This is a genomic window from Pseudoalteromonas sp. (genome assembly GCF_036960685.1).
Classification (GTDB): Bacteria; Pseudomonadota; Gammaproteobacteria; order Enterobacterales; family Alteromonadaceae; genus Pseudoalteromonas.
Map to the genome: position 1 here is coordinate 62,743 of NZ_JBALXK010000011.1, position 26,942 is coordinate 89,684.

Sequence of the window (26,942 nt, forward strand, 5' to 3'; positions counted from 1 at the left end):
ACTGGTTGAATAACTTTAAGTTATTCACAATAATCTGTCTTACTAAAAGAAAAACCCTGCATACACAGGGTTTGGATTTGTGTTCGATGTAGGAAATGATTACTGCGCAGCAGCACCTTTCATATATCTAAAGAAGTCACTGTCTGGTGATAACACCATCACGTCTTGCTTATCTTTAAAGGTCTTTTTATAGGCCTCTAATGAACGAACAAAACCGAAGAATTCAGCATCTTTATTGTAAGCGTTAGCATAAATGGCTGCCGCTTTGGCATCACCTTCACCGCGTACAGTGCGCGCATTACGCTCTGCATCAGCAAGCATGACCGTTACACGGCGGTCAACTTCAGCACGGATTGTTTCGGCTTTCTCTTGACCTTCAGAGCGATGTTCTTTAGCAACAGCGGTACGTTCTGCACGCATACGTTGATAAATTGAGTTGCTCACTTCTGATGGTAAGTTAATTTGCTTAACACGTACGTCAAGTACTTCAATACCTAGCTCTTGCGCGCTTTCAGACGCTTGTACTAACGCTTCTTCCATTAGCTCGCTACGCTCGCCAGATACAATCTCACGAATAGTACGTGAACCAAAGTTAGTACGCAGACCATTGTTTACTTTTTGCTTAAGTAGCGCTTCAGCATATTGCTTATCGCCACGAGCACGTAAGTAAAAAGCGCTAAAATCATTTACACGCCACTTAACGTATGAATCAACTATTAAGTCTTTTTTCTCACTAGTTACAAAGCGATCCGGCGTACCATCTAAAGTTTGAATACGCGCATCAATACGACGTACTTGGCTAAAGAAAGGCACTTTGAATTGTAAACCTGGGCTGTACACAATTGCTTCACCACTATCGTCTTTTTGTACTTTACTGAATAGCATTACAATCGCTTTTTGCCCTTCAGGTACAACAAACACTGACGAAAACGACAACACAACGGCCGCTAATAGTAGAACTAAACTAAAGTTTTTCATTGCGCTTATCTCCCGTCGTTAAAGCGATCAGCGCCAAAGCGGTCTGAACTTGAGTTCACAGTGCTATTGCGCGAAGTATTAACTTTATTGCGTAAGTCGTTAATATCACTTGAACTTGGCAATGCAACGCGGGTTGCTGTACCTTGTTTTTCCATGATTTTATCAAGTGGTAAATACATCATGTTATTACCGCCTTTAACATCGACTAACACTTTTGAGCTATTGCCGAGTACCTCTTCCATAGCATCAATATATAAACGCTCACGGGTTACTTTTTTAGCTGCCTGATATTCAGGTAGTAGCTTTTCAAAACGAGCCACTTCACCTTGCGCTTCTAAAATAATACGTTCGCCATAACCTTCTGCTTCTTGCGTCATACGTGTTACTTGACCACGAGCACGCGGTTCAATTTCACGGGCATAAGCTTCAGCTTCACGAATAAAACGTTGTTCATCTTCTTGTGCAGCAATAGCATCATCAAAGGCATCTTTAACTTCAGCCGGTGGGCGTGAATCTTTAAAGTTAACGTCAGTTATGATCAAACCTAAATTGTAAGGTTCAACGATTTTATTTAATTCATCCCACGTATTTTGACGCACAACCTCACGACCGTTTGTTAATACTTGGTCCATTTTTGAATGGCCAACAACATAACGTAGCGCACTTTCTAATGCTTCTTCTAAGCTCGAGTCAGCATTAGTAACACTAAACTTATACAAGAATGGGTCAATTACACGGTACTGCACTTGGAATTCAACACTAACCACATTTTCGTCTTCGGTTAGCATAAAGCCAGACGTTGATAACGAACGAACAGCTTCGATATCAACCGGAACGACTGTTTCAATAAATGTCATTTTCCAACGCAAACCTGGATCTGCAATGCGGTCAAACTGACCAAAATGTAATACGATGCCGCGCTCAGCCTCTTTGACGGTATAAATACCGCTCAGTGCCCATACAATTGCCGCAATAATTAGCACAAATGAAAGACCAGCTCCACCGAGTCCGCCGCCGCCATTGCCGGATTTATTACCGCCAAATAAGCCGCCAAACTTGCCGCTGAACTTGCGAAACACCTCGTCTAAATCAGGTGGGCCTTGATCACGTCCGCCTTTTTTGTTCCACGGATCTTTGTCATTGCCATTATTACCCGGTTCATTCCAGGCCATAGCTATACTCCATTGTTATCTAAATAATTTAGGTAATTACGTTAAATCTAACAAAAATACCGCTGTTCTCATACTAAAAATGACATTGTGCGGTAGTTTTTTCGAATTACGAAATAAAAGCGTCGATTTCAGGACCAAACTCTTTTCTTAAACGGTTCCACTCTACCATAGGCATACGAGTAGCTAACAACCATTGACCCTGCTCATCAAAATCTTCTTCATGTACAGCATTTAAATTAAACAACGCGGCACGTAATCGGCCAAACTGCGGTGCTAATTTAAGTGTGTGTACAAACATTTTCTTTGCTAACAGCTCACTGATAGCCTGTGACAACAACTCACACCCGGCACCACTGTGAGCGGACAACCAAACTCGAATTGGCGTGCCTTCGTCGTCCCGATCAATACGCGGTTCAATATCTTCCAGCGCATCAATTTTGTTGTATAGCAGCAATTGCGGCACTTCGTCCGCTTCAATTTCTTTAAGAACCGATTGTACCTGTTCTATATTCTCTTTGCGACGATGATCAGCGACATCCACCACATGAAGCTGCAAATCAGCCTCTCGGGTTTCTGTTAAGGTTGCTTTAAATGCAGCCACTAAATCATGAGGCAAATGACGAATAAAGCCTACGGTATCGGCTAAAATAATCGCGCCAACATCTTCAATTTCGAGTTTACGTAAAGTGGGATCTAAGGTCGCAAATAACTGATCGGCAGCATAAACATTAGAGTTGGTAATGCGATTAAATAGCGTCGATTTTCCCGCGTTTGTATAACCAACAAGCGAAACGGTTGGAATTTCATTGCGGTTACGCGCACGACGACCTTGCTCGCGCTGTATGGCCACTTTTTCTAATCGTGCACGAATACTTTGAATGCGTACTCGCAGCAAGCGTCTATCTGTTTCTAGCTGTGTTTCACCTGGCCCGCGCAGACCAATACCGCCTTTTTGACGCTCAAGGTGAGTCCACCCGCGGATCAAGCGAGTTGACATGTGCCGCAGCTGCGCAAGCTCAACCTGCAACTTACCCTCATGGGTACGTGCACGTTGCGCAAAAATATCAAGAATAAGCGTCGTTCTATCAAGCACACGACATTGACAAACGCGCTCTAAATTGCGTTCTTGTGACGGTCTGAGTTGATGATTAAAAATGACGACATCTGCGTTGTGGATTTTGACAATCTCAGCGATTTCTTCAGCCTTTCCGGTACCGACGAATAGTTTCGGATGTGGTGCTTGACGGCTGCCTTGCACAACCGCCAAACTGCTAACACCAGCAGAAGATACCAACATTTCTAATTCATGAAGATCTTCACGATCCCCTTCTTTTGGAAAGTCGATATGAACTAAGACTGCCTGTTCGCCGGCTTCATAACGGTCAAACAAACATTATGCTCCTAATTTAAAAATTTCCAGCTTCAGGCTCTTCACCGTCTTCACTTCCTTGAATACCTTGGAAGTTAACAGCACGAGCAGGAACTACAGTAGAAATCGCATGTTTATACACCATTTGATTTACGGTGTTTTCGAGTAAAATAACAAATTGGTCAAATGACTGGATCTTACCTTGTAGTTTGATGCCATTAACCAAAAAGATTGATACTGGAATACGCTCACGACGTAACGCATTCAAAAATGGGTCTTGTAACGATTGGCCTTTTGCCATGTTATTTTCCTTCGTTCTAGGTGTTATTATAATTAAGTGGCTGAACTCATTTAACAAAGCTAAAAAATTTCAACTACTACTAGCTTAGCGAACTTACAACACGTTGCAAGTTTTCTTCATCACCCGTTGTCAACCACGTTACATCGGGCCAACCTCTTAGCCACGTCAGTTGACGTTTAGCAAGCTGTCGTGTTGCTGCAATACCGCGAAACACCATTTCATCGTACTCAGTGTCGCCAGCAATGTAATCCCACATTTGCCTATAACCCACGCAACGAATAGAAGGTAAGTTTGGGTGTAAATCCTTACGTTGATATAGGGATGAAACTTCATTTTCAAACCCCTGCTCAAGCATTATTTTAAATCTTTGTGCTATACGTTCATGCAAATCAGCACGATCATCCGGTGCAATCGCAAATTGATGGAACGTATAGGGTAAACTCGGCTGCTTACTTTTTTGCAGCTCAGTCATCGTTTTACCCGTTAAGCGATAAACCTCTAACGCACGATTGATACGTTGCGAGTCATTCTCACTCATTTTTTGAGCGGCCTGAGGGTCAACTGCTTGTAACTCTTTATACAATGCAGGCCAACCATATTGCTTAGCTTGTTGTTCAAGTTCTGCTCGAATGATCGGGCATGCCTCTGGTAATGGCGATAAACCATCAATTAATGCTTTAAAGTACATCATTGTACCACCAACTAATACTGGCACTTTACCTTGTTGGTGAAATTGGTCAATCTTTTCAATCGCATCACGACGAAAATCTGCCACAGAGTAGCTTTCACTCGGGTCAATTAGGTCAATTAAGTGATGTGGCGCGAGCGCGAGCTCTGCTGCGTCCGGTTTTGCAGTGCCGATATTCATATCTTTATACACTAAGGCTGAATCGACGCTGATTATTTCAGTTTTTAAATACTGACATAAATCAATAGCTAACGCAGTTTTCCCGGCAGCGGTTGGGCCCATTAAAAAAATGACAGGTAAATTACTCAACTCGGCGACCTTAATCTAATTGTGCTAAAAAATGATTTAAATCTATTTTAACTGCTTTTGCAGCTAAACGCTGAATTGTTTGCGGATTATTTTGCATCCGCGCGACATCCTCAGCAAATGCTTGGCTGGCATAAAAGCGTGACGGTATTTGGCTTAGTTGCCAGTGCAACCAATCTTCAATACTCTCAAGCTCAGCGTGTGCTGCTTTTAACAAAGCATCTATAGCTTGGCTCACATCTAACAGGTATAAGCTCTGCGGTAGTTTTTTCACCATCACAAATTGTTTTTCAATCAGTAATTCAAAACCGAGCAAGGTAAACCACGATTGCTGCTGTGTTAAACACACACTATCTTCTTTACTAATATTGACTCTTACAGGTAACAATAACGCTTTACCTTCTAAGTTGCCTTGCTCAGCAATCAGTTCCAGCCAATCTGTCACTAATAAATATTTAAAGTGTGAACAATACAGTTGCTGCTGCTGGCTAAACACGCAACCGCCATCACTTTGCACAAGTAAAGGCTGCCCAGGGTGGCGAGGATTAGATGCCGGTAATTCAGTCGTGGCAGCTGTCGGCTGGTCAAAGTGGCTGGCATGCTGCTCATTAACACCTTGATAAAATGCACTGACATCATGATGATTGGCGCGACTCGCTTGGTTTGTGCTACCGCTTGCGCCTCCATATCCGCCACCACTGCGTGAAGAAGCCGATTGAGCGCCACTGTAACTACGTTCAAGAGGTTGCAGGTTTGATTTAGGGTAATCAAACAATTCGCCAGCAGCGCTGTTAGAGTGCGGTTGTGATGCACTAGTGTGAGGGTGATCTAAAGCCGCGTGTGGTGAACTTGGCTGTGGGTCAACAACAGCAAACTCATCTTGTAGCGGCAGCACGACCTGTTTAATGGCCTGTAGAATAAAATCATGTACTAAGCGCCCTTGATGAAAACGCACTTCATGTTTCGCAGGGTGCACATTTACATCAACTTGGCGTGGATCAATATCAATATAAATAACAAAGCCCGGCAACTCTTCTTGCCCTGCAACTTCTTCAAACGCTTGGCGAATTGCATGTAAAATAAGTTTATCGCGCATCATGCGATTATTTACATAAGTATATTGTGTGGTATTTGCCGAGCCCACAGGTAGTACCCAGCCGTGTAATTGCAAACCAGGCTCGCCTGACTCAATATACAAACCTTGTTCCGCAAACGCTTTGCCGGCAACTTGTGCAACCCGAGTAATTGCCTGTGCCGGATCTGTTTTCGCGCGATACTGGCGCACCACTTTATCGTTATGAGTGAGGGTAATCGACACATCAAAACGACTCAGCGCAATGCGCTTGATCAATTCATCAATGTGCGTAAATTCTGTTTTTTCAGTACGTAAAAATTTGCGCCTAGCTGGGGTGTTAAAAAATAAGTCTTTAACTTCAATAGTTGTGCCGTTGGGGTGCGCTGTCGGTTTAACTTGTACCGCCATATCGCGGCCTTCAGCAAACGCTTGCCATGCAGCTTCTTGGTGCTGTGTTTTTGAGCTTAACGTTAAGCGTGATACCGAACTAATTGATGCCAGTGCCTCACCACGAAAACCCAACGAGCAAATATTCTCTAGATCATCGAGGGATTTTAACTTGCTGGTAGCATGGCGAGAAAGCGCCAATGTAAGCTCATCTTTATCAATGCCTGAGCCATTATCACGAATGCGGATCAGTTTGTGACCACCGCGTTCGATATCAATTTGAATGCGAGTTGCGCCTGCATCTAGGCTATTTTCAACGAGTTCTTTGACCACCGATGCGGGTCTTTCAACCACTTCGCCCGCGGCAATCTGGTTAGCTAATCGCGCGGGTAATATTTCAATACTCATACTAATCCTAACGATTTTAACTTTGCGGAATGTCTAACTCTTGACCAATAAACAAGGTATTAGATTTTAATTGATTAACTTGTTTAAGCTTTCCCACCGATACCCCGTAGCGACTAGCTAACAAACTTAATGATTCACCTGGGCGAACTTTATGTTTAGTTGGATATTGAGATTTTAATGACGCAAATAACGAGTCACCAGGTGGGTTTTTAAGATAATAACTTTTTAGCGAGGTAAATATCGCTTTCGCCAAACGCTCTTGATAGTTAGCACTTTTTAATAAGCGCTCTTCACGTGGGTTGGAAATAAATCCTGTTTCCACCAAAATTGATGGGATATCCGGTGATTTTAATACAGCAAAACTAGCCGCTTGTGGCGCTTTTTTATGCATTTTGGCGACTTTCTTTAATTCATCCATCACTTCTTCTGCGACACTGAAGCCCGTTTTCATGGAATGATCCATCGACATATCAAGTAGCGCTTGTGCTAAATATTTCTCGCTGGCAGTATCTTTAATCACCCCGGCAGCACCGCCAAGTAGCTCTGAATGTTTTTCTTTATCCTCGAGCCATTTACCAATTTCTGAGTTAGCACGGCGCAGTGATAACACCCACACTGATGCGCCACTTGGTTGCGGACTGGTAAACGCATCAGCATGAATAGAAACAAAAAAATCAGCTTTCTTCTCACGAGCACGGTTAGTACGGGTATTTAAATTTACAAAGTAATCACCACGGCGCACCATGCGTGAGATCATGCCGCGCTCGGCATCAATCATCCGCTCTAAGCGTTTCGCAATTTGCAGTGTAATATCTTTTTCGTAAGTGCCTGAGGGGCCAATTGAACCGGGATCTTCACCGCCATGACCCGCATCAATAGCGATAACAATATCACGCTGCTGATTAAGCTCACGTTTTTTAACCGCAGCACTGCTGCTGACTGCTGCCGACTCAGGCTGGTTTTTGTCATATAAATCAACGACCAAACGATTTTTGTAAGGTCCAGTAGGCGCTAAAGCAAAGATCACTGGCTTAACCGGCCCTGTTAGCTCAAATACAAACCTTACGCCGTTACTGCTTTTTGCTTTTGAATAACGTAGCTTACTGACAATTTGGTGCTTATTTGGGATCGCAGGTAAATCTTTTATTTTATCTGTCGTTTCTAAATCAACCACTAAACGCAATGGGTTTTTCAGCATAAAATAACTAAAATCGGGCTTATCCGTTAGGTCGAATACTACCCGCGTACTATCTGGCGATGGCCAAACCCGTACACTATTAATAGTATTTTGTGCATAGAGGCTAGCGCTGATTGCTAACAGCAAAAAACCGCACATCCACTTTATGACAGCTCGACTCATCTGTATCACTACACCTTTTATTATTTGTTGTTATTCAATCTGATTTGAGTTTATTCACAATACTATCGCCACGCGGGCTAATACTTTTAATTTCAATTTCTCGGGCATCGCCAACATAACGTAAAGTAATATCTAAATCAGGAGTGGGAATAAACTCACCGCCTTTTTCAGGCCATTCCACCACACAAATTGCAGTTGGCGAAAAATAATCACGAATACCCATGTATTCTAATTCTTCTGGATCGCCTAAACGATATAAATCAAAATGATACACATTGGCCGTTGCCAATTCATAGGGTTCCACAAGCGTATATGTTGGACTCTTAACCTTACCTTGATGACCAAAGCCTTGGATCACACCACGGGTTAAAGTGGTTTTACCGGCTCCTAAATCACCATGTAAATAAATAACTGCACCTTGCTCCATTAACCCTGCAAGTTGATTGCCCATTTTAACCGTTGCAGCTTCATCAGCGAGTTGAAAACCAACACTGTGCGTCATTCTTACCTCATGGATAGTATTAAAAACGATAACCTGTTAATCATACCAGATTATTTTGCTAAGGCGAGTCAGCGATCATCAGACACAAAAAAACCGACAAAGTTGCCGGTTTTTTTACATATAAACGGTTATACCTCGTTTACAGGCCTAGCTTCTTCTCAAGATAGTGGATATTAGTGCCACCATTTTGGAAGTTTTCATCCGCTAAAATGCGCTTATGCAATGGCGTATTAGTTTTAATACCGTCAATCACAAGCTCATTCAATGCGTTACGTGCACGGGCAATGGCTACATCACGGTTTTCACCGTAAGTAATTAGCTTACCAATCATTGAATCGTAGTGTGGTGGCACTGTGTAGTCAGCATAGATATGGCTGTCCCAACGAATACCTAAACCACCCGCTGGATGGAAACGCGTGATTTTACCCGGTGACGGAATAAACGTTTCAGGGTCTTCAGCGTTAATACGACACTCAATGGCATGGCCACGAATAACAACGTCATCTTGAGTGAACGACAGTGGCTGACCCGCTGCAATTTTTAGCTGTTCTTTGATTAAATCAACACCAGTGACCATTTCTGTTACTGGGTGCTCAACCTGAATACGGGTGTTCATTTCGATGAAATAGAACTCGCCGTTTTCGTATAAGAACTCAAACGTACCCGCACCACGATAACCGATTTCGATACATGCGCGCGTACAACGCTCACCAATAAATTTACGTACTTCTGCTGTAATACCTGGTGCTGGCGCTTCTTCAACTACTTTTTGGTGGCGACGTTGCATAGAACAATCACGTTCACCTAAATGAACCGCATTGCCTTGGCCGTCAGCCAGTACTTGAATTTCGATATGGCGTGGGTTCTCAAGGAATTTTTCCATGTAAACCATGCTATTACCAAAAAACTGTTTAGCTTCTTGTTGCGTTAAAGCAATAGAATCAATGAGTTCAGCTTCGCTACGCACCACTCGCATACCACGACCACCACCGCCGCCTGCAGCTTTGATGATAACCGGATAACCGATTCGTTTAGCGATTTGCATATTGCGTTCTTTGTCATCCGATACCGGACCGTCAGAACCTGGCACACATGGTACACCGGCTTTACGCATCGCGCTAATTGCCGATACCTTATCACCCATTAAACGAATGGTATCGCCTGTAGGACCGATAAATACAAAGCCGCTTTGTTCAACTTGATCAGCAAAATCAGCGTTTTCGGCAAGGAAACCATAACCTGGGTGGATAGCGACAGCATCTGTCACTTCAGCAGCAGCGATAATGCGCGGAATATCTAAGTAACTTTCTGTCGCTGAAGGTCTACCAATACAAATTGTTTCATCTGCAAGCAATACATGCTTAAGATCGCGATCCGCCGTTGAATGCACAGCAACCGTTTTGATCCCAAGCTCTTTGCAGGCGCGCAAGATACGAAGTGCAATTTCACCTCGGTTTGCAATGACTACTTTATCTAACATAAGAGTTGGCCTTATTAGGTTACGCTATTATTCAATGATGAATAGCGGTTGATCAAATTCTACTGGCTCGCCATTTTCAACTAAAATCGCTTTTACTGTGCCCGCTTTATCTGACTCAATTTGGTTCATCATTTTCATCGCTTCGATGATACAAAGCGTGTCACCTACTTTAACTTGTGAACCCACTTCAACGTACGATGGTGCTTCTGGCGAAGCTGCTGAATAGAAAGAACCAACCATAGGTGATAATACTTGATGACCAGTAGGACCTGCAGGAGCTGCTGCTTCTGCACTTGCAACTGTGGCAGCTGCTGGTGCCGCTGGCGCAGGAGCTGGTGCATATTGAGGTGCATACTGTGGAGCGTAAGCTGGACCTGCACTCATGTTATTACGATTGATACGTACTGATTCTTCACCTTCAGTGATTTCTAATTCAGCAATACCTGATTCTTCTACTAGTTCAATTAGTTTTTTGATCTTGCGAATATCCATGAACGACCCGCCTTCTAGTTTGTGTGTTAAAATTAATTTGCGTTTTGCAACCGATTAACGGCAGCTTCTAGTGCTGCGCGATAACCCATTGCGCCTAATCCACATATCACGCCCTGCGCCACATCAGAAAAATATGAATGATGGCGAAACGCTTCCCGCGCGTGCACATTAGTTAAATGCACTTCAAAAAACGGGATATCAACCGCCAGTAATGCATCACGTAAAGCCACGCTTGTATGCGTAAATGCTGCTGGGTTGATAATAATGTAATCAATAGCCTGCCAAGCGCTGTGTATGCGCTCAATTAAAGCTTGCTCACCATTACTTTGAAAATGCGTTAACTCCACACCTAGACCATCAGCAACCGTTGTTAGTTCGCTCATAATCTCGCTAAGGGTTTGCGAACCGTATTTATCTGGCTCACGCTTACCTAGCATGTTCAAGTTAGGGCCATTTATAACTAAAAGTTTAAATTTTGCAGCCATAATACGCGATAATCCTATAAATAATGAGTTAAGCCATTTTGATTAGAAATCCCCGTAAAATGTAAGGGGAGAAAACTAAAATAGCAACTATTTCTCACGTTAACCACCTATTATAGCCAGTTCGATGTAAATAGCAGCAAAATACTGGTCTAATCACTAGTAACTATAACAGTAACAAAAACGCCACTCATATAAAGTGGCGTTTAAAATAGCAGTACGAAAAATGTTTATTTAGCGCTATTTTTCACTTTTGCTAAATGCTCAGCAAAGTCCTTTGCGTTTAAAAAGCCCGTCACACGCTGCGCTGCAAGCTCTTCGCCTTGGGTATCAAAAAACAAAATACTTGGTAGCCCAAATACCGTAAATTCTTCCATTACTGCGATTGTGGTGTCATCACTTTCGGTTAAATCTATTTTTAACAACTCAAAATTTGCAAACTCACCTTGCACTTTAGCGTCAGGAAAGGTGTATTTTTCGAATTCTTTACACGCAACACACCAATCTGCATACAAATCAACCATCACTAAACGGCCATCACTGTTTGCATCATTAATTGCTTCTTTAAGCTCAGCTAAGTTAGCAACCAACTTAAAACCACGTTCCTGTTGCTCAGCCGCTGCAGTGTTAACGGTGTGTTCGGCTGGCCAAATATAATTTTTAGTTAAACTCGCACCGCCAATCACTAATAACGTAGCAACAAACCACAGAGCGGTTTTTAATTTTCCTTGGCTTTGACCGCTCTGCCAATGATGTAAATACAGTGCGGTAGCGATTGCCAGCAGACCTGCCATTAACAAAATGACCTCAGCATCAACAATGCGCTCAAGCAATATAAGCGGTACAACTAACATGATAAAACCAAACAGGGTTTTAACTTGCTCCATCCAACCACCCGCTTTAGGTAATAATTTTCCGCCAGAAGTACCAAGTAGTAATAATGGAATACCCATTCCTAAACTCAGCACATACAAAGTTAAGCCACCCACGAGGTAATCACCGCTTTGCGCTACAAATAATAATGCCGCGGATAACGGTGCTGTTGTACAAGGTGACGCAATTAAACCCGACAACACGCCCATTAAAAATACGCCAATGTAATTGCCGCCTTTTTGATTATTACTCACTTGAGTGAGCTTACTCATCATGCCGCTAGGTAGTTTGATTTCGTACCAGCCAAACATCGACATAGCTAACAATACAAATAAAATACTAAAGCTGATCAATACAAATGGATGCTGCAAATAGCCTTGCACTTGACCACCTAATGAAGCCACCACTAAACCTAGCGCCGCATAAGTCACCGCCATGCCTTGGATATACACAAAAGACAGTGCAAACGCTTTTTTAGTCGATAGATTTTTTTGCCCGGCAATTAAACTCGACAAGATCGGAAACATCGGAAACACGCAGGGTGTAAATGCCAAACCAATACCCACTAAGAAGAAAATAGCTAAGTTAGCCAGTAAGCCTTGCGAGGCTAGTTTTTCGGTAAAATTTAACTCTTTTTCTGGTTCATTATTTACAGCACTATCATCAACTACAGGAGCAGGCGATGCGGCGCTAAGTGCAGCTAACGCATTACCTGTGCTTGCGCTATCCGCTGCAGGAGTTTCTCCGGCAATTATACTCAATGGAATGGTAATGATTTCAGGAGGGTAACACAGCCCTGCTTCAGCACAGCCCTGATAGCGAACTTTAACTACGCCATCTTTCGCTACATTGCTTAACTTACTAACCACACTGAGTGAATCAAAAAACACCTCGGTTTTGCCAAAGAATTCATCTTCAATAACGACCCCTTTGCCAAGATCGGGGACTTGAATATCGGCACCCTTGCCAATAATTTCCAGCTTCTTTTTGTAAAGGTAATAACCGGGTGCAATATCCCAACCAATAAATAGCGTGCTGCCTTGCTGATCAAAATCAAATGAAAATGCTTGTTCAACCGGTAAAAATGTTTGTTCTGCGGGCTGTAGTAAATTACTCAATAAATCTTTATTCGCAGCTTGGGCTGGAAACAGCGAAAGCGCACAAAGCAATAAAAGAAAACAACGCATTAATTAAGTACCTCATCCATCCAATTAAAATAGGCTAAATTGCCAGTGGCTACATCAACAACCTGAATTTCAGGGATCTCATAACTATGTAATCGCTTAATAGTCTGAATTACCTCATTCATTTTTTCTGACTTCGTTTTAATCAATAATTTACACTCGGTTGCGTGAGCAACCTCTCCTTGCCACATATAAACAGATTCCACATTAGGAAGAATGTTCACACACGCTGCGAGTTTAAGTTTAACTAATTGCTCAGCCATCGAGCGTGCCTCACTTACATCCGCGCAAGTGGTAAAAATAAGTCGAAAATGAGTCGTCATATTGAACCTTTGGTTGATTGCTCTGCCCAACGCCATAGTAGCTGATAGCTAAGGCAAAGTGTAGTTAGCTAGTGTAGCTTTACCACCAGCCTTGAAAAAAGACCGTGTAACCCATATTTGTATTTCATCACGATGTTACGTGAGCACTATTTAGAGAGCCTTATGTTTAGATTTTTATTTTTGTTATTTATTCTCGTGCCGATTATTGAAATCGCTTTATTAATTCAAGTCGCTGATGTAATTGGCGGCTTTGCCACCATTGCCTTAGTGATCATCACCGCAATATTTGGTGCAAAATTAGTTAGAACGCAAGGCATGGGCGCACTGCAAAATGTGCAAAGCCAAATGGCGAAAGGACAAATGCCAGCCAAAGAGTTATTTACCGGGTTATGTGTGATTATCGCAGGTGTTTTATTACTAACACCAGGCATCATGACTGATGTATTTGGCTTTTTATTATTAACCCCAGCTATTCGCAATAAACTAGCTGCAGGCCTTGCTAGTCAAGCCACAGTACGTATGAGTGCAGGCATGCAACAAGGCCCAACATCATTTAATCAGCACACTCATGCAGAGCCAGAACCACGTAAAATGAGCGAGCCGACCACCATTGACGGCGAGTACGAGCGAAAAGATTAAAAATTTTAATTTTTTCCACTTGGGTTTTGACGCAATACCCCCATTACTGAGTACAACTAAATCAATTGCTTTAAATCATTAGGTTTAAAGCAAACTGGTACATATAAAGCTTTTTTCTGTCCTGTTCAGAAACTGTTAGGAGAACTAAACAAAATGAACATTCGTCCTTTACATGATCGCGTGATCGTTGAGCGCCTAGAAGAAGAAACCAAATCTGCTGGCGGTATTGTATTAACTGGTTCTGCGGCTGAGAAATCAACTCGCGGTAAAGTTGTCGCTGTTGGTAATGGCCGTACTCTAGATAACGGTGACGTAAGAGCATTAGAAGTTAAAGTCGGTGACACTGTGTTATTCGGCTCATATGTTGAAAAAGCTGAAAAGATCGAAGGTCAAGAGTACCTGATCATGCGTGAAGACAATATTTTAGGCATTGTAGGCTAAACCTACTTTTCGTTTAACACATTCAAGAATTTAAAGGAAACTAATCATGGCAGCAAAAGAAGTACTTTTTGCAGGTGATGCACGCGCTAAAATGCTAGCTGGCGTAAACATCTTAGCAAACGCAGTTCGCGTAACTTTAGGTCCTAAAGGCCGTAACGTAATTCTAGACAAATCATTTGGCTCTCCAGTGATCACTAAAGATGGTGTATCAGTGGCAAAAGAGATCGAACTTGAAGACAAGTTTGAAAACATGGGCGCACAAATGGTTAAAGAAGTTGCATCTAAAGCAAATGATGCAGCGGGTGACGGTACAACTACCGCTACAGTATTAGCACAATCAATTGTAAACGAAGGCTTAAAAGCGGTTGCAGCGGGTATGAACCCAATGGACCTTAAGCGCGGTATTGATAAAGCAATCATCGCAGCGGTTGCTGAGCTAAAAGAGCTTTCAGTACCTTGTGCCGATGCAAAAGCAATCGCTCAAGTAGGTACTATTTCAGCTAACTCTGATAAAGAGATTGGTGACATCATTGCAGAAGCAATGGAAAAAGTAGGCCGTAACTCTGGTGTGATCACAGTTGAAGAAGGTCAATCACTTGAGAACGAACTAGATGTTGTAGAAGGCATGCAGTTTGACCGTGGTTACCTATCTCCGTATTTCATCAACAACGCAGAAAAAGGCGCCGTTGAATTAGATAACCCATTCATTCTACTTGTAGACAAAAAAGTATCTAACATCCGTGAGTTACTACCTACATTAGAAGCCGTTGCTAAAGCAAGCAAGCCACTACTTATCATCGCTGAAGATCTTGAAGGCGAAGCGCTAGCTACATTAGTAGTTAATAACATGCGTGGTATCGTTAAAGTATCAGCGGTTAAAGCACCTGGTTTTGGCGATCGTCGTAAAGCAATGCTACAAGATATCGCAGTATTAACTGGCGGTACTGTTATCTCTGAAGAAATCGGTCTAGAGCTTGAAAAAGCAACGGTTGAAGACTTAGGTACTGCAAAGCGCGTAGTTATCACCAAAGATGATACTACTATCATCGATGGTGCTGGCGAAGAAGCGGGTATCAGCGGTCGTGTTGCTCAAATCAAAGCACAAATCGAAGAAGCAACATCAGACTACGATAAAGAGAAACTACAAGAGCGCATGGCTAAACTTGCCGGCGGTGTTGCAGTAATCAAAGTAGGTGCTGCTACTGAAATCGAAATGAAAGAGAAAAAAGACCGCGTTGAAGATGCACTTCATGCAACTCGCGCTGCGGTTGAAGAAGGCGTAGTACCGGGTGGTGGTGTTGCACTTGTACGTGCAGCAAGCAAACTAGTTGATTTAGTTGGCGACAACGAAGATCAAAGCCACGGTATCAAAGTAGCACTACGTGCTATGGAAGCACCACTTCGTCAAATCGTTACTAACGCAGGTGACGAAGCGTCTGTAGTTATTAACGCAGTTAAAGGCGGCACAGGTAACTACGGTTACAACGCAGCAACTGGCGAATACAACGACATGATTGAAATGGGTATTCTAGACCCAACTAAAGTAACGCGCTCTGCACTACAATTTGCAGGCTCGATTGCTGGCCTTATGATCACCACAGAAGCAATGGTAGCTGAAATCCCAAAGGATGAAGCTGGCGGCGCTGATATGGGCGGCATGGGCGGTATGGGTGGAATGGGCGGGATGATGTAATTCATCTCCTAACCATCTAGCTCAATTAAAAACCCAGCTTCGGCTGGGTTTTTAGCATTATGGGCAAAGATAAAATAGCGGATATAACTTGCAAATAAAATGACTCCAGCGTAGAGCAGTCTTTGAACTGCGTAGCAAACCATACTTAGAGTTAATTTTATTTATACAACATTGTTAAGGATATTAAGATGAATAAAAAACCTGAGCTAATCATCTCATCGCTCGATGCTGATAGATTGTATGATTTAATGGAATCATTACCAGCTGGCAGTTTCGCTGGCGAAAAAGAACTTGAAGCTGAACTCGGTCGCGCAACCATAGTCGAGCCAAAAGATATGCCTTCGACAGTGGTTACTATGAACTCAACGGTAAACTTTATTGTTGAATCGACCCAAGAAGAATTCACTAAGACCTTAGTGTATCCAAAAAATGCTGATGCAAGCGCTGATAAAATATCAATTTTAGCCCCTGTTGGCAGCGCCTTACTTGGCCTATCACAAGGTGATGAAATTGAATGGCCAAAACCAGCTGGCGGCCTCATCAAAGTGAAAATAAAAGCAGTCACTTATCAGCCTGAACGAGCCGGTGAACTGCACCGCTAAGAGTTAAGTTAGAGTTAGCATCTTCAGCAAACTCTAACGTGGACTATAAATCAAACTTATTGCTGACTGATTTGGTATAAACGCTGTGCTTGGCTATTTGAATCTTTGCTGACACTACGGAATTCTTCAGCATCACTGGCATTTTGCACAGAGATCTCACGAATTCGCTCTGCCAAGTTTTTCACGTTTTCAGTTACCTGTGATTGCTCTTCAGTCGCTACGGCAATACTTGATGAGCGCTCTTTAATATCGTTAAACGCGGTGACAATATTTTCATATTGCGCGCGCGTTGTCGCTGAGCGCTCGTTCACTACTTCAGAATATTCACGGCATTGGCCTATAACGCTAACCCCTCTGCTCGCGGCTTCCTGTAATTGACTGATCATGGTTTCAATCTCGCCAGCCGATTGCTGAGTACGATGTGCCAAGGTTCGAACTTCATCAGCGACTACCGCGAAGCCACGCCCTGATTCACCTGCTCGAGCGGCTTCAATGGCAGCATTTAGTGCAAGTAGGTTAGTTTGTTCAGAGATATTCATAATCACATCAAGCACCGAGCCCACTTGTTTTGAGTCTTGTGCAATCCGTGAAATGGCATCTGATGATTCCGTTAATTTATCAAATAATAATTGGATTGATTCGGCACTCTTCTCAATAACATCAAAACCAGAATTCACTAAATCAGCTGAGCGCGTAGTAATATCAGCAACACTCAATACATCTTGTGAAGCTGATGAGGCTGCTATCGACATTTCGCTAATTGCTTCAGCCAACATATTGTTTTCTTCCATTAACTCTTGCGTGCGAATTTGGCTGTTATTACTTAAATTATCCATCGCTTCAGCGTTGTTTTTAACCGCAGCGGCTTCTGTTTTGATCTGTTCTAATATCTTAATCAAATGATCGCCATAGTCATTAATTGCGACGCATAAGTGGCTCATTTCATCACTACCGCGCACAGCTAATTTTGAATTGGTGCGACCTTGCACTAACATTCTAACCTGCTCTGTAGTGGTGTTAATTTGCTGCACCAGGCGATTACCAAAAATCAGTAATACTGATACAAAAACGAGAATAAGGGCGATAAATGAACCGTATAAATAATAAGTGAGGGTGTTAACGGTTTTCTTGGCAATTGCGGCAGGAATAATAACCCCTGATCGCCAATTTTGATCTGCCAATGAGTAGGTTACTAAAATAGATTCGTCATTATTAACCACCCCACTGGCAAATTCAGCAACAGTTGTATTGCCGTTTTGCAAAGCGCTGACCAATGGCTTTAAGCTACTGTCTTTACTGGCAACCTGAGTAAGGCTCATCATTGCTAAGTTAGTATCGCGTATCAATGGGATCGATACCAATTGCTCGGCGCTATCTAAAATAAAGTTATAGGTGCCCGTGGCATTGTTCTCCGCGATCAATGAGCTTTCGATAGATGCCAGCTCAACGTCTAAGGTGGCAACCCCCCAAAATTGGTTATCGCGAATTATTTTTACCGAACAAGTAACCATTGGCACATTAGATACCGTGTCTACATAAGCTTCAGACCAAACGCACTCACCGCGATTAGCGTTAATAGCATTTTTATACCAGGTTTCTTGCTGATACGCGCTGCTATCAGGTTGATTGTAATCATCTAAAAGTTGGTATTGGCCATTGCCTGTTTTTGCCCAGAAAAGAGATGCTTTTTCTGCTGAAGGCAGCATTTTATTCGGTTCCGGCCAAATACCACCACCCGCTATACCTTTGCCACTTGCGATCAAAGGAGCAATATTCTCAATAAAGGCCGCTTGCTGCAGTGGTAAGGTTTCAGCTACCACGGCTAAACTTTGCGTTAAGGTAGCACTTTTAGCTAAGTCTTTTGCTAATGACTCGCCAATTACCTTTGCTTGTAGTTTTGCGCTGGATATAGCATCATTTTTAATAATTGGCGTAACAACAAGCTGCATTATTCCTGACAGAATAATTAAAGCAAACAACAGCAGCAGAAAACTCCCTAGGTACATTTTTTTTTGTATCAACATCTTCTTCTTACCTTAGTAGTAAATAATAGCCGCGCAAATTAGAGTATAGGGACTGTAGTGCATTTAGCAAAACAAGTTCCCCAAAACAGTTGCAGTAAGTATATTGATCCGTTATTTGTCATTAATGAGTTGTCTAACTATCTTAAATAAATCACTAGGCAGCATACCTTTTTCACCATCGCGCTGTGCAGCGATGTCACCGGCTTTGGCATGTAATGTTACGCCATAACAAGCAGCGTGTTCTGTTGTTAGCCCTTGCGCGATAAGCGCAGCAATAATGCCTGTAAGTACATCGCCGCTGCCGCCGACAGCGAGTGCTGGGTTGCCATCAGTACAAACCCAGGTATTAGTGCTATTAGTAATAATACTGCCTGCCCCTTTAAGCACACAGCAAGTTCCATAATTTTGAGTAAGTTGTGCAGCACTGTGATAACGATTTGCTTCTACATCACTTACAGAGCAACTCAGTAACCGTGCGGCCTCACCTGGATGAGGTGTGATCACCGCATTTTTCAATGAGGTTACAGGCGAGCTTTGAGCAATCAGGTTTAGCGCATCAGCATCTATCACTAACGTCTTGTTGTGCGTGCAGCAATATTGCATCACTGTTTCGAAGGTGGTGGTTGACCATTCATCTTGCCCAAGCCCTGGACCAATCGCAACACAGCTAGCCCACTTGAGTGCTGTAATTAAATCTGTCGCAGTGACCATTAGCTCAGGGCGACCAATGCTAACAGCGAGTACTGACTCGGGATGTGTGTATACTTTCACCATGCCAGCCCCGCTGCGCAGCGCTGCCTCGCTAGTTAAGCGTATTGCCCCCGCAGTACCTGTATTCCCGCCAACACATAACAATTTACCATGGCTACTCTTATGGCTATTGTTGCTTCTTTTCGCTAAGCCTTGAGATGTTTGATAACTTATAAGCTCAGCACTTAGCGTCGCCAATTGCATAAACACATCACCGACAGATAAATCATCAAACTCACATAAGCCTGCACAGGCACGCCCAGCACCAGTAACAAGTCCTTGCTTAATAGCAACCACAGTGACTGTAATATCAGCTTGAATGGCCACTCCCTGCACCACTCCAGTATCGGCGTTAATACCCGATGGCAAATCAATCGCCACAATTGGCGCGCGACTGCTATTTGCAGCTTCAATTAGCTCAATAAAAGGTTCTCGCACATCGCTGCTAATACCAGTGCCCAACAAGCCATCAATAATAATATCAGCGTTATTTATAGTTTGCTGATGATATGCCGCGATTTCACCACCGACTGCAAACCATGCTTCTTGCGCTGTAAGTGCATCACCCGTTAATAGTTTATCTGGCGCAGCTGCAATCACTATCACCTGCTTGCCCGCCTGTATAGCAAGCTTTGCAACGATATAGCCATCACCAGCATTATTACCCACCCCAACCAACACCACATAATTTTGAGCTTGCGGAAAATGCTTAATTGTCTGATCAAACACCGCTTTACCAGCTCGCTCCATCAGCGTATACATAGCTACGCCAGATTGCGCTGCGGCGGCGGGCTCGTGAGTTCGTACTTGCTCGGCACAAAACACTCGTTGAGATAAATTAGCTGACATATTGATCCTTTAGGTGGGCTTTTAACCAGCATATAAGTGGTGAGAATAGCAGTCAAATGATTACCAAAACCCAACCTTATTGCATAGTTCTTGTGATAAACGACCTAATACAGCCTTTTGTCCTCTGATGAATTGTATTGTTCTGGTAAAACACCTAGACACAGTTATTAATTCGTAAGGTAGGTCAATGTCTAATATAAAACAACACATAGGAAGCATCGCGTTAGTCGTTGAAAGTTATGATGATGCCATTGCTTTTTACACTCAAAAATTGGGGTTTGATTTAATAGAAGATACCGACCTTGGTAATGGCAAACGCTGGGTATTAATCTCTCCCCCTAATTCGAATGGCACTAACTTACTTCTTGCACAAGCTAGTACGCCACAGCAATTAGACTCTGTAGGCAATCAAACTGGTGGTCGCGTGTTTTTATTTTTACACAGCAATGATTTTTGGCGTGACTATAAAATGATGCAAAAAAATGGCATTCGATTCAATGAACAACCCCGCGAAGAAACCTACGGCACCGTGGTGGTATTTGAAGATTTATACGGTAATAAATGGGACTTACTGCAATTGATTTAAAAAGGAGTTTAGTTGTCGCGATAAATCACGACCTACCTGTGATAGCCACAATCACTGGAGGTAATGGTTTTTCGGGTTTCGTTATGCTAACCCAAGCTACGGTAATAAAATTAATACTGCGTTACTCGTAAGCTTTACTCACACTAACTATCGCAATAACCCACATACAAAAACGGCGCATAACTTTCGTTACACGCCGTTTTTAAAACAAGCTTAGCTTATTCTGTTTCAGGTAAGTTACGACCGTAGAAGATTTCTTGCATCTCGCGGGTTAACTTAGAACGAATTTCTTCTTCTTCCTGTTCAGATAAGTCGCTAGTAGTGACACCAAATAAATAGGTATTTAAATCGGTCTCTTTTAGCATCATCTTAGTGTGGAACAAGTTTTCTTGATACACGTTCACGTCCATCATTTGGTACGCTTCTTTGGTATCTTCGGTCATGTAGTTTTGAATTGAATTGATCGCGTGATCAATATAGTGCTTAACGCCATCTACATCACGGGTAAAACCACGTACGCGGTAGTCAATTGTTACAACATCAGACTCTAAGCTATGAATTAAGAAGTTCAGCGCTTTAAGAGGCGAAATAATGCCACAGGTAGAAACTTCGATATCAGCACGGAAAGTACAAATACCATCATCAGGATGCGCTTCAGGGTACGTATGAACACAGATATGACTCTTATCTAAATGAGCAACCACGGTTTCAGGTAATGGACCTGGCGCTTCATCTACGTCATAAGTTTGCTGTTGTTCAATTGGCTCTTCTGAAATCAGAATCGTTACACTAGCACCTTGTGGATCGTAATCTTGACGCGAAACATTTAAGATATTCGCACCGATAATATCCACTACTTCACCTAAAATATCGGTTAGTCGATCAGCACTATACTGTTCGTCGATATATTCAATATATTCTTTACGTTGTTGCTCTGTCTTTGCATAGCAAATATCGTAAATACTAAAGCTTAAACTCTTGGTTAAGTTATTAAAGCCATGAAGTTTAATTTTATCGAAGGGTTTGTTCATGATAAACCAACCTATAAACAAGTGAAATCTGCCAGAGCAGAATGAAAAGTTCGCGGATTTTATACGAATTTCACCGCAGGAAAAAGCGTTATTTTCCCTGTTCTTGGATAACTTCGTGTGAGTGGGTAATTTCTACTGTTTTATCAAGCATTAATGCCACTGAACAATACTTCTCTGCCGAAAGCTGCACAGCACGCGCAAGGTGCTTTTCAGAGACGTTATCGCCAGTCACGACAAAGTGTAAGTTAATCTTAGTAAATACTCGTGGGGCAGATTCAGCGCGTTCAGCGCTTAGTTGTACTTGTACATCAGAGAAGTTTTGTTTGGCTTTTTTTAAAATACTCACCACATCGACCGATGAGCAACAACCAACCGACATTAACACCATTTCCATTGGGCTCGGTGCGGCGCTATCGCTACCAGCATCAAACACCACATTATGACCAGAATTAGAACGACCTAGGAAGGTATCGCCTTCAACCCATTTTACATTCGCTTGCATTTTATGACTCTCAAAGAAGTTATTTCCTTGATTGTAAGGAAGTCACACACAGTTGCAAATTAAAAACGATAATTGGAATGATTAGGCACTTTCAACAACGGCGCTATCAAAGAGGTTTTTTACCAGTGCGGCAAACTCGTCAATAAAGGCATGCTGCTCTATGGTGACTTGATTACTGGTGACACTGCTGAGCACTTCTTGTAAATCGTATACGATACCATCAACTTCACGCACAATTTGGCTACGTTGTTCAGTGGTAAGCTCAGTATGCTGCTGACATATCAGCATGACATTTTCAGCAATATCATCTTCAATCAGCTCCATAATAGTAGGAGCGCCTGGTTTTATTTCGCCGGACTTCTCAAATAATGCTAAATTTTGAGTAAGGTACATGATCAAATCATCATACCCTTGCCTATCTAAAACCATATTTCTTCACACCTAATTAAACACGACTCTACTGATTTAAGCAGAAAGCGCTTTTAATTGCTACCTTTGAACCTTAACCAATACAAAAAAAGCAGCCATGGCTGCTTTTTTAGTGGTTTATTACTAGTTTAGAAAAATCGATTAATCGATTTTTAAGCCTGGGCTTAATGTTGCCGGCATTGCTACTTTTTCAAGCTCAACGGAAGCCACTGGATATGCACAGTAATCAGCTGCATAGTATGCACTAGCACGATGATTACCCGATGCGCCAATACCACCAAATGGTGCTGCGCTTGAAGCTCCCGTAATTGGACGGTTCCAGTTAACAATACCAGCACGGATACGACGTAAGAAATGGTCGTAATCTGCAGCATTATCACTGAGCAAGCCTGCTGATAAACCAAAGCTAGTATCGTTGGCTTTATCTATTGCACTGTCAAAGTCAGTAAAGCGGAATACTTTTAATAACGGCCCAAAATGCTCTTCATCAGGGAAGTTAGCAACATTAGTACACTCAATAATACCTGGCGTTACAAAACCTGTATTTTCAGTGTGCTTAAGCTCAACTAACACCTCAGCACCAAGCTCAACAAGTTGTTGCTGTGCTTTTACCATGCCTGAAGCGGCAGCAGATGAAATCATCGAGCCCATAAATGGTTGCTCTGCGTCATCGTAGTTGCCCACTTTAATCGCTTTTGTGGCAGTAATTAAACCGGCTAAAATTGCATCGCCCTGCTCACCTGCTGGTAAAAACAATTTACGTGCACAAGTACAACGCTGGCCACTAGAGATAAACGCTGATTGAATAATATCGTGAATAACTGCTTTAGTGTCCGCAACATCAGTAATGATAAGTGGGTTATTACCCCCCATTTCTAACGCTAATATTTTACCCGGTTGACCGGCAAACTGTTCATGTAAAATATGGCCCGTGCGTGATGAACCAGTAAAGAATAAACCATCGATACCTTTATGGGCTGCTAATGCTTTACCCGTTGCAACTTCACCTTGTACAAGGTTAATTACGCCTGCTGGTAAACCGGCTTTTTCCCACAACTTAAGTGTAAGCTCTGCCACCGCTGGGGTCAGCTCTGATGGTTTAAATACCACGGTATTACCCGCTAATAATGCAGGCACAATATGGCCGTTAGGTAAGTGACCCGGAAAGTTATACGGGCCAAACACGGCTACAACACCATGTGGTTTATGGCGGATCATCGCACGACCTTGTGGCATTGGGTTTTCAACGTCACCGGTGCGCTCTAACAAGGCTTTTTCAGAAATAGCAATTTTGCCAACCATAGCACCCGCTTCAGTGCGAGTTTCCCATAGCGGTTTGCCGGTTTCTAAGGCAATCGCTACCGCTAGCTCTTCGCTGTGTTCTTTTAGCGTCTCAGCAAACGTTTTTACTATCGCTAGGCGCTCTGCAAAGGATTTGTCTGCCCAGCTATAAAATGCTGTACGCGCTGAATTTACAGCCGTATCAACTTGCTCGCTGGTCGCTGAGTTCGCTTGCCAAATAACTTCGTTATTGGCTGGATTTACTGAATTAAATGCATCGCCTTGGCCTTGTGACCATTGACCATTAATAAATTGTGCAGGATGAGTCATGTACTTTCTCCTAAATTATAAGCTTGTTGCGGTAACTAAATCGCCCGCTTGTAAGTGCAGCGCATCGGCCATTGCTTGAGACAATGTAAGCTCTGAACTGGTTGCATCAAAGTTTAGTTGTGCAACGGTTGCTCTAAAGTCATTAAGTTTTTCATTGGCTAACATCACAGCAGTGTCACCACTGTTATCACCAATTTTTACGGTAAAGTTTTTGGCATTACGAATAGTGGCAATGTTATCAACTTTTGCTTCAACGGTTGGGCCGGCATCAAAAATGTCAACGTAGCCATTAAAAGTGAAGCCTTCACTTTTTAACAACTCAATCGCTGGACGCGTGTTATTGTGCACTTTACCAATTACCGCTTGCGCGTCTTTACTTAATAAGTTGACGTAAATTGGGTACTTCGGCATAAGTTCAGCAATAAATACTTTTTGGCCAATGCCAGTTAAGTAGTCCGCTGTTGGAAAGTCCATTGAGAAAAAGTGCTCTTCAAGCCATTGCCAAAATGGGCTATTGCCCTGCTCGTTCGAAACACCGCGCATTTCTGCAATAACGGTTTCAGCAAAACGCTCTTGGTGTTGCTTGATAAACATAAAACGTGCTTTTGAAAGCAGCTTACCGTTATTATTTTTACGGTAACCATCTTTTAAAAACAGCGTACAAAGCTCTGTTGCCCCTGTGTAGTCATTACACAAAGTTAAAATATCAACTGCTTTATATACATTCAATGTACGAGATGAATGAATAGCTTTGCTTAAATGATAATGATAAAACGCATCATCTAAACCTACCGCAGCTTCTATTGCAGAGGTACCAACTACCTCACCAGTTTCGCTATCTTCAAGAACAAACAAGTAACCTTCATCACCTGGGTGAGATGCACTTTTTGCGAATGAGCTTATAGAATGGTCAATCTTTTTTTGTAATAACTCTTCGTTATTAGGTAAAGACGTAAAACCATGCCCTGATTCGTGGGCAATTTTCAATAAAGCTGGGTAATCACATTGCTGGATTGGGCGAAGGATCATCATGAGTCCGCTTGCTCCCTTATAAATAACGGTAAATTAGGAATAGTAGGGCAAGCTTGCTGCCTGCCCTTATTATGATGAGACGTGTTGCTTAACCGTTCACAACTTTGGCAACCGCTTTTTCAAAGCGTGCCATACCTTCGCGGATATCCGCTTCAGGGATCACTAAAGATGGTGTGAAACGTACTACATCAGCACCAGCGACTAAAGACATCACGCCCTCAGCAGTACCAGCCACTAAAAACTCTTTAGCGCGACCTTTAAATTGCTCAGTCACTACTGCGCCAATTAACAAACCTTGACCACGAATTTCTGAAAACACGTGGTACTTATCGTTAATTGCAGTGAGTAACTCATTAAACAATGCAGCTTTTTCTTTAACGCCAGCGAGTACTTCAGGTGTATTTACAGTATCAAAGGCTGCTTCACCAACAGCACATGCCAATGGATTACCGCCATAAGTAGAGCCATGCGTACCGACTTTAAGATGCTTAGCAATTTCTGTTGTGGTGATCATCGCACCAATTGGGAAACCGCCACCAAGCGCTTTAGCTGTAGTTAAAATATCTGGAGTTACATTCAAACCTTGGTACGCATAAAGCTCACCAGTACGGCCAACACCAGTTTGTACTTCATCAAAAATAAGCAATGCATTATGTTTAGTACATAAATCACGCACGCCTTTAGCAAATTCATCAGTAGCAGAAATAATGCCGCCTTCGCCTTGCAGAGGTTCCATCATTACCGCACACGTGTTATCAGAGATAAGCGCTTCAAAAGCATCTAAATCGTTAAAGTCACAATGCACGATATCGCCTGGTTTTGGACCAAAGCCATCAGAATAAGCAGCTTGACCACCTACAGTAACAGTGAAGAATGTACGGCCATGGAAACCTTTGTTGAAAGCGATGATTTGTGATTTTTGTTCACCGAAGTTTTCAAGTGCTACGCGACGCGCTAATTTTAGTGCACCTTCATTTGCTTCAGCGCCAGAGTTGGCAAAATAGACTTTTTCAGCAAATGTCGCATCTACTAGCTTTTTAGCTAAACGCAGAGCTGGCTCATTAGTCATTACATTAGCTACGTGCCAGATTTTCTCGCCTTGCTCTTTTAATGCTTTAACTAATGCTGGATGACAATGACCTAGACAGTTAACAGCAATACCACCGGCAAAATCGATATATTCACGGTCTTGCTGATCCCAAACGCGTGACCCCTCACCACGAACAGGAATAACGCTTGAAGGTGCGTAGTTAGGAACCATTACTTGATCAAATAATTCGCGATTGACTGTCATTTTATATCCTCTTAATTGTGATCTCACAGAGAGCGTGAAAATAGGCTCGATGATGGTGTGAAATACCATCTCTTTTGGC

26 protein-coding genes are annotated in these 26,942 nt (G+C 42.6%); 5 read left to right on the plus strand and 21 right to left on the minus strand.

What is annotated here, in order from left to right; all coding sequences use genetic code 11:
• Positions 1–99 precede the first annotated feature (99 nt).
• From hflC to cutA, 13 genes are all read right to left on the minus strand, one after another.
• Positions 100–978 (minus strand): protease modulator HflC, encoded by an 879-nt coding sequence (gene hflC / locus V7783_RS10990; protein ID WP_335678751.1) that lies wholly within the window; start codon positions 976–978, stop codon positions 100–102.
• Positions 979–983: 5 nt separating this feature from the next.
• Complete coding sequence (hflK, locus tag V7783_RS10995) at positions 984–2,150, minus strand: FtsH protease activity modulator HflK (protein ID WP_335678752.1); 1,167 nt, start codon at positions 2,148–2,150, stop codon at positions 984–986.
• A gap of 106 nt (positions 2,151–2,256) precedes the next feature.
• Complete coding sequence (gene hflX, locus V7783_RS11000; RefSeq protein WP_335678753.1) at positions 2,257–3,540, minus strand: ribosome rescue GTPase HflX; 1,284 nt, start codon at positions 3,538–3,540, stop codon at positions 2,257–2,259.
• 16 nt (positions 3,541–3,556) lie between these two features.
• Positions 3,557–3,820 (minus strand): RNA chaperone Hfq, encoded by a 264-nt coding sequence (hfq, locus tag V7783_RS11005; protein ID WP_064668197.1) that lies wholly within the window; start codon positions 3,818–3,820, stop codon positions 3,557–3,559.
• Positions 3,821–3,899: 79 nt separating this feature from the next.
• On the minus strand, positions 3,900–4,790 hold the full coding sequence (miaA, locus tag V7783_RS11010) for a tRNA (adenosine(37)-N6)-dimethylallyltransferase MiaA (protein WP_335678808.1): 891 nt from the start codon (positions 4,788–4,790) through the stop codon (positions 3,900–3,902).
• A gap of 37 nt (positions 4,791–4,827) precedes the next feature.
• Positions 4,828–6,684 (minus strand): DNA mismatch repair endonuclease MutL, encoded by a 1,857-nt coding sequence (mutL, locus tag V7783_RS11015; protein ID WP_335678754.1) that lies wholly within the window; start codon positions 6,682–6,684, stop codon positions 4,828–4,830.
• 16 nt (positions 6,685–6,700) lie between these two features.
• Positions 6,701–8,044: an N-acetylmuramoyl-L-alanine amidase gene (locus V7783_RS11020; protein ID WP_335678755.1), complete on the minus strand. Its 1,344-nt coding sequence runs from the start codon at positions 8,042–8,044 to the stop codon at positions 6,701–6,703.
• Positions 8,045–8,078: 34 nt separating this feature from the next.
• A complete protein-coding gene (gene tsaE / locus V7783_RS11025; RefSeq protein ID WP_210795883.1) occupies positions 8,079–8,546 on the minus strand; it encodes a tRNA (adenosine(37)-N6)-threonylcarbamoyltransferase complex ATPase subunit type 1 TsaE in 468 nt (155 codons plus the stop codon).
• A 139-nt stretch (positions 8,547–8,685) separates the two neighbouring features.
• On the minus strand, positions 8,686–10,026 hold the full coding sequence (gene accC, locus V7783_RS11030; RefSeq protein ID WP_335678756.1) for an acetyl-CoA carboxylase biotin carboxylase subunit: 1,341 nt from the start codon (positions 10,024–10,026) through the stop codon (positions 8,686–8,688).
• 27 nt (positions 10,027–10,053) lie between these two features.
• Entirely contained in the window at positions 10,054–10,518 is a 465-nt protein-coding gene (gene accB / locus V7783_RS11035) for an acetyl-CoA carboxylase biotin carboxyl carrier protein (protein ID WP_335678757.1), read from the minus strand.
• A gap of 32 nt (positions 10,519–10,550) precedes the next feature.
• Entirely contained in the window at positions 10,551–11,003 is a 453-nt protein-coding gene (aroQ, locus tag V7783_RS11040) for a type II 3-dehydroquinate dehydratase (protein ID WP_335678758.1), read from the minus strand.
• A gap of 227 nt (positions 11,004–11,230) precedes the next feature.
• Positions 11,231–13,060, minus strand: a complete 1,830-nt coding sequence (locus tag V7783_RS11045; protein ID WP_335678759.1) for a protein-disulfide reductase DsbD — start codon at positions 13,058–13,060, stop codon at positions 11,231–11,233.
• Positions 13,060–13,380, minus strand: coding sequence for a divalent-cation tolerance protein CutA (gene cutA / locus V7783_RS11050; protein WP_064668227.1), 321 nt, complete (start codon positions 13,378–13,380; stop codon positions 13,060–13,062). Before cutA ends, V7783_RS11045 begins: the two co-directional genes overlap by 1 nt.
• A gap of 162 nt (positions 13,381–13,542) precedes the next feature.
• Between cutA and V7783_RS11055 the strand changes: the two genes are divergently transcribed.
• From V7783_RS11055 to rnk, 4 genes are all read left to right on the plus strand, one after another.
• Complete coding sequence (locus V7783_RS11055; protein WP_335678760.1) at positions 13,543–14,019, plus strand: FxsA family protein; 477 nt, start codon at positions 13,543–13,545, stop codon at positions 14,017–14,019.
• A 153-nt stretch (positions 14,020–14,172) separates the two neighbouring features.
• Complete coding sequence (locus V7783_RS11060) at positions 14,173–14,460, plus strand: co-chaperone GroES (protein ID WP_054204533.1); 288 nt, start codon at positions 14,173–14,175, stop codon at positions 14,458–14,460.
• Positions 14,461–14,506: 46 nt separating this feature from the next.
• The gene (groL, locus tag V7783_RS11065; protein ID WP_335678761.1) at positions 14,507–16,153 is read left to right on the plus strand and encodes a chaperonin GroEL; all 1,647 of its coding nucleotides are present in this window, start codon (positions 14,507–14,509) and stop codon (positions 16,151–16,153) included.
• A 188-nt stretch (positions 16,154–16,341) separates the two neighbouring features.
• Positions 16,342–16,755, plus strand: coding sequence for a nucleoside diphosphate kinase regulator (rnk, locus tag V7783_RS11070; RefSeq protein ID WP_335678762.1), 414 nt, complete (start codon positions 16,342–16,344; stop codon positions 16,753–16,755).
• A 56-nt stretch (positions 16,756–16,811) separates the two neighbouring features.
• On the opposite strand, the gene V7783_RS11075 is transcribed toward rnk, so the two are convergent.
• Both V7783_RS11075 and V7783_RS11080 read right to left on the minus strand, forming a co-directional pair.
• A complete protein-coding gene (locus tag V7783_RS11075; protein ID WP_335678763.1) occupies positions 16,812–18,704 on the minus strand; it encodes a methyl-accepting chemotaxis protein in 1,893 nt (630 codons plus the stop codon).
• A 186-nt stretch (positions 18,705–18,890) separates the two neighbouring features.
• Positions 18,891–20,378 carry an NAD(P)H-hydrate dehydratase gene (locus tag V7783_RS11080; protein WP_335678764.1) on the minus strand — a complete coding sequence of 496 codons (1,488 nt, stop codon included), beginning with the start codon at positions 20,376–20,378 and terminating at the stop codon, positions 18,891–18,893.
• A gap of 187 nt (positions 20,379–20,565) precedes the next feature.
• On the opposite strand from V7783_RS11080, the gene V7783_RS11085 reads away from it, so the two are divergent.
• Positions 20,566–20,964 carry a VOC family protein gene (locus V7783_RS11085; RefSeq protein ID WP_335678765.1) on the plus strand — a complete coding sequence of 133 codons (399 nt, stop codon included), beginning with the start codon at positions 20,566–20,568 and terminating at the stop codon, positions 20,962–20,964.
• Between the two features lie 218 nt (positions 20,965–21,182).
• Here the strand turns inward: V7783_RS11085 and speD are convergent, their stop codons facing one another.
• From speD to V7783_RS11115, 6 genes are all read right to left on the minus strand, one after another.
• The gene (gene speD / locus V7783_RS11090; RefSeq protein ID WP_064668209.1) at positions 21,183–21,995 is read right to left on the minus strand and encodes an adenosylmethionine decarboxylase; all 813 of its coding nucleotides are present in this window, start codon (positions 21,993–21,995) and stop codon (positions 21,183–21,185) included.
• An 88-nt stretch (positions 21,996–22,083) separates the two neighbouring features.
• A complete protein-coding gene (locus V7783_RS11095) occupies positions 22,084–22,497 on the minus strand; it encodes an OsmC family protein (protein ID WP_335678766.1) in 414 nt (137 codons plus the stop codon).
• An 81-nt stretch (positions 22,498–22,578) separates the two neighbouring features.
• Positions 22,579–22,926 carry a DUF3802 family protein gene (locus tag V7783_RS11100; RefSeq protein ID WP_064668211.1) on the minus strand — a complete coding sequence of 116 codons (348 nt, stop codon included), beginning with the start codon at positions 22,924–22,926 and terminating at the stop codon, positions 22,579–22,581.
• Between the two features lie 141 nt (positions 22,927–23,067).
• Complete coding sequence (astD, locus tag V7783_RS11105; protein ID WP_335678767.1) at positions 23,068–24,537, minus strand: succinylglutamate-semialdehyde dehydrogenase; 1,470 nt, start codon at positions 24,535–24,537, stop codon at positions 23,068–23,070.
• Positions 24,538–24,552: 15 nt separating this feature from the next.
• Positions 24,553–25,569: an arginine N-succinyltransferase gene (astA, locus tag V7783_RS11110; protein WP_335678768.1), complete on the minus strand. Its 1,017-nt coding sequence runs from the start codon at positions 25,567–25,569 to the stop codon at positions 24,553–24,555.
• Between the two features lie 88 nt (positions 25,570–25,657).
• A complete protein-coding gene (locus V7783_RS11115; protein WP_335678769.1) occupies positions 25,658–26,863 on the minus strand; it encodes an aspartate aminotransferase family protein in 1,206 nt (401 codons plus the stop codon).
• Positions 26,864–26,942: the final 79 nt, after the last annotated feature.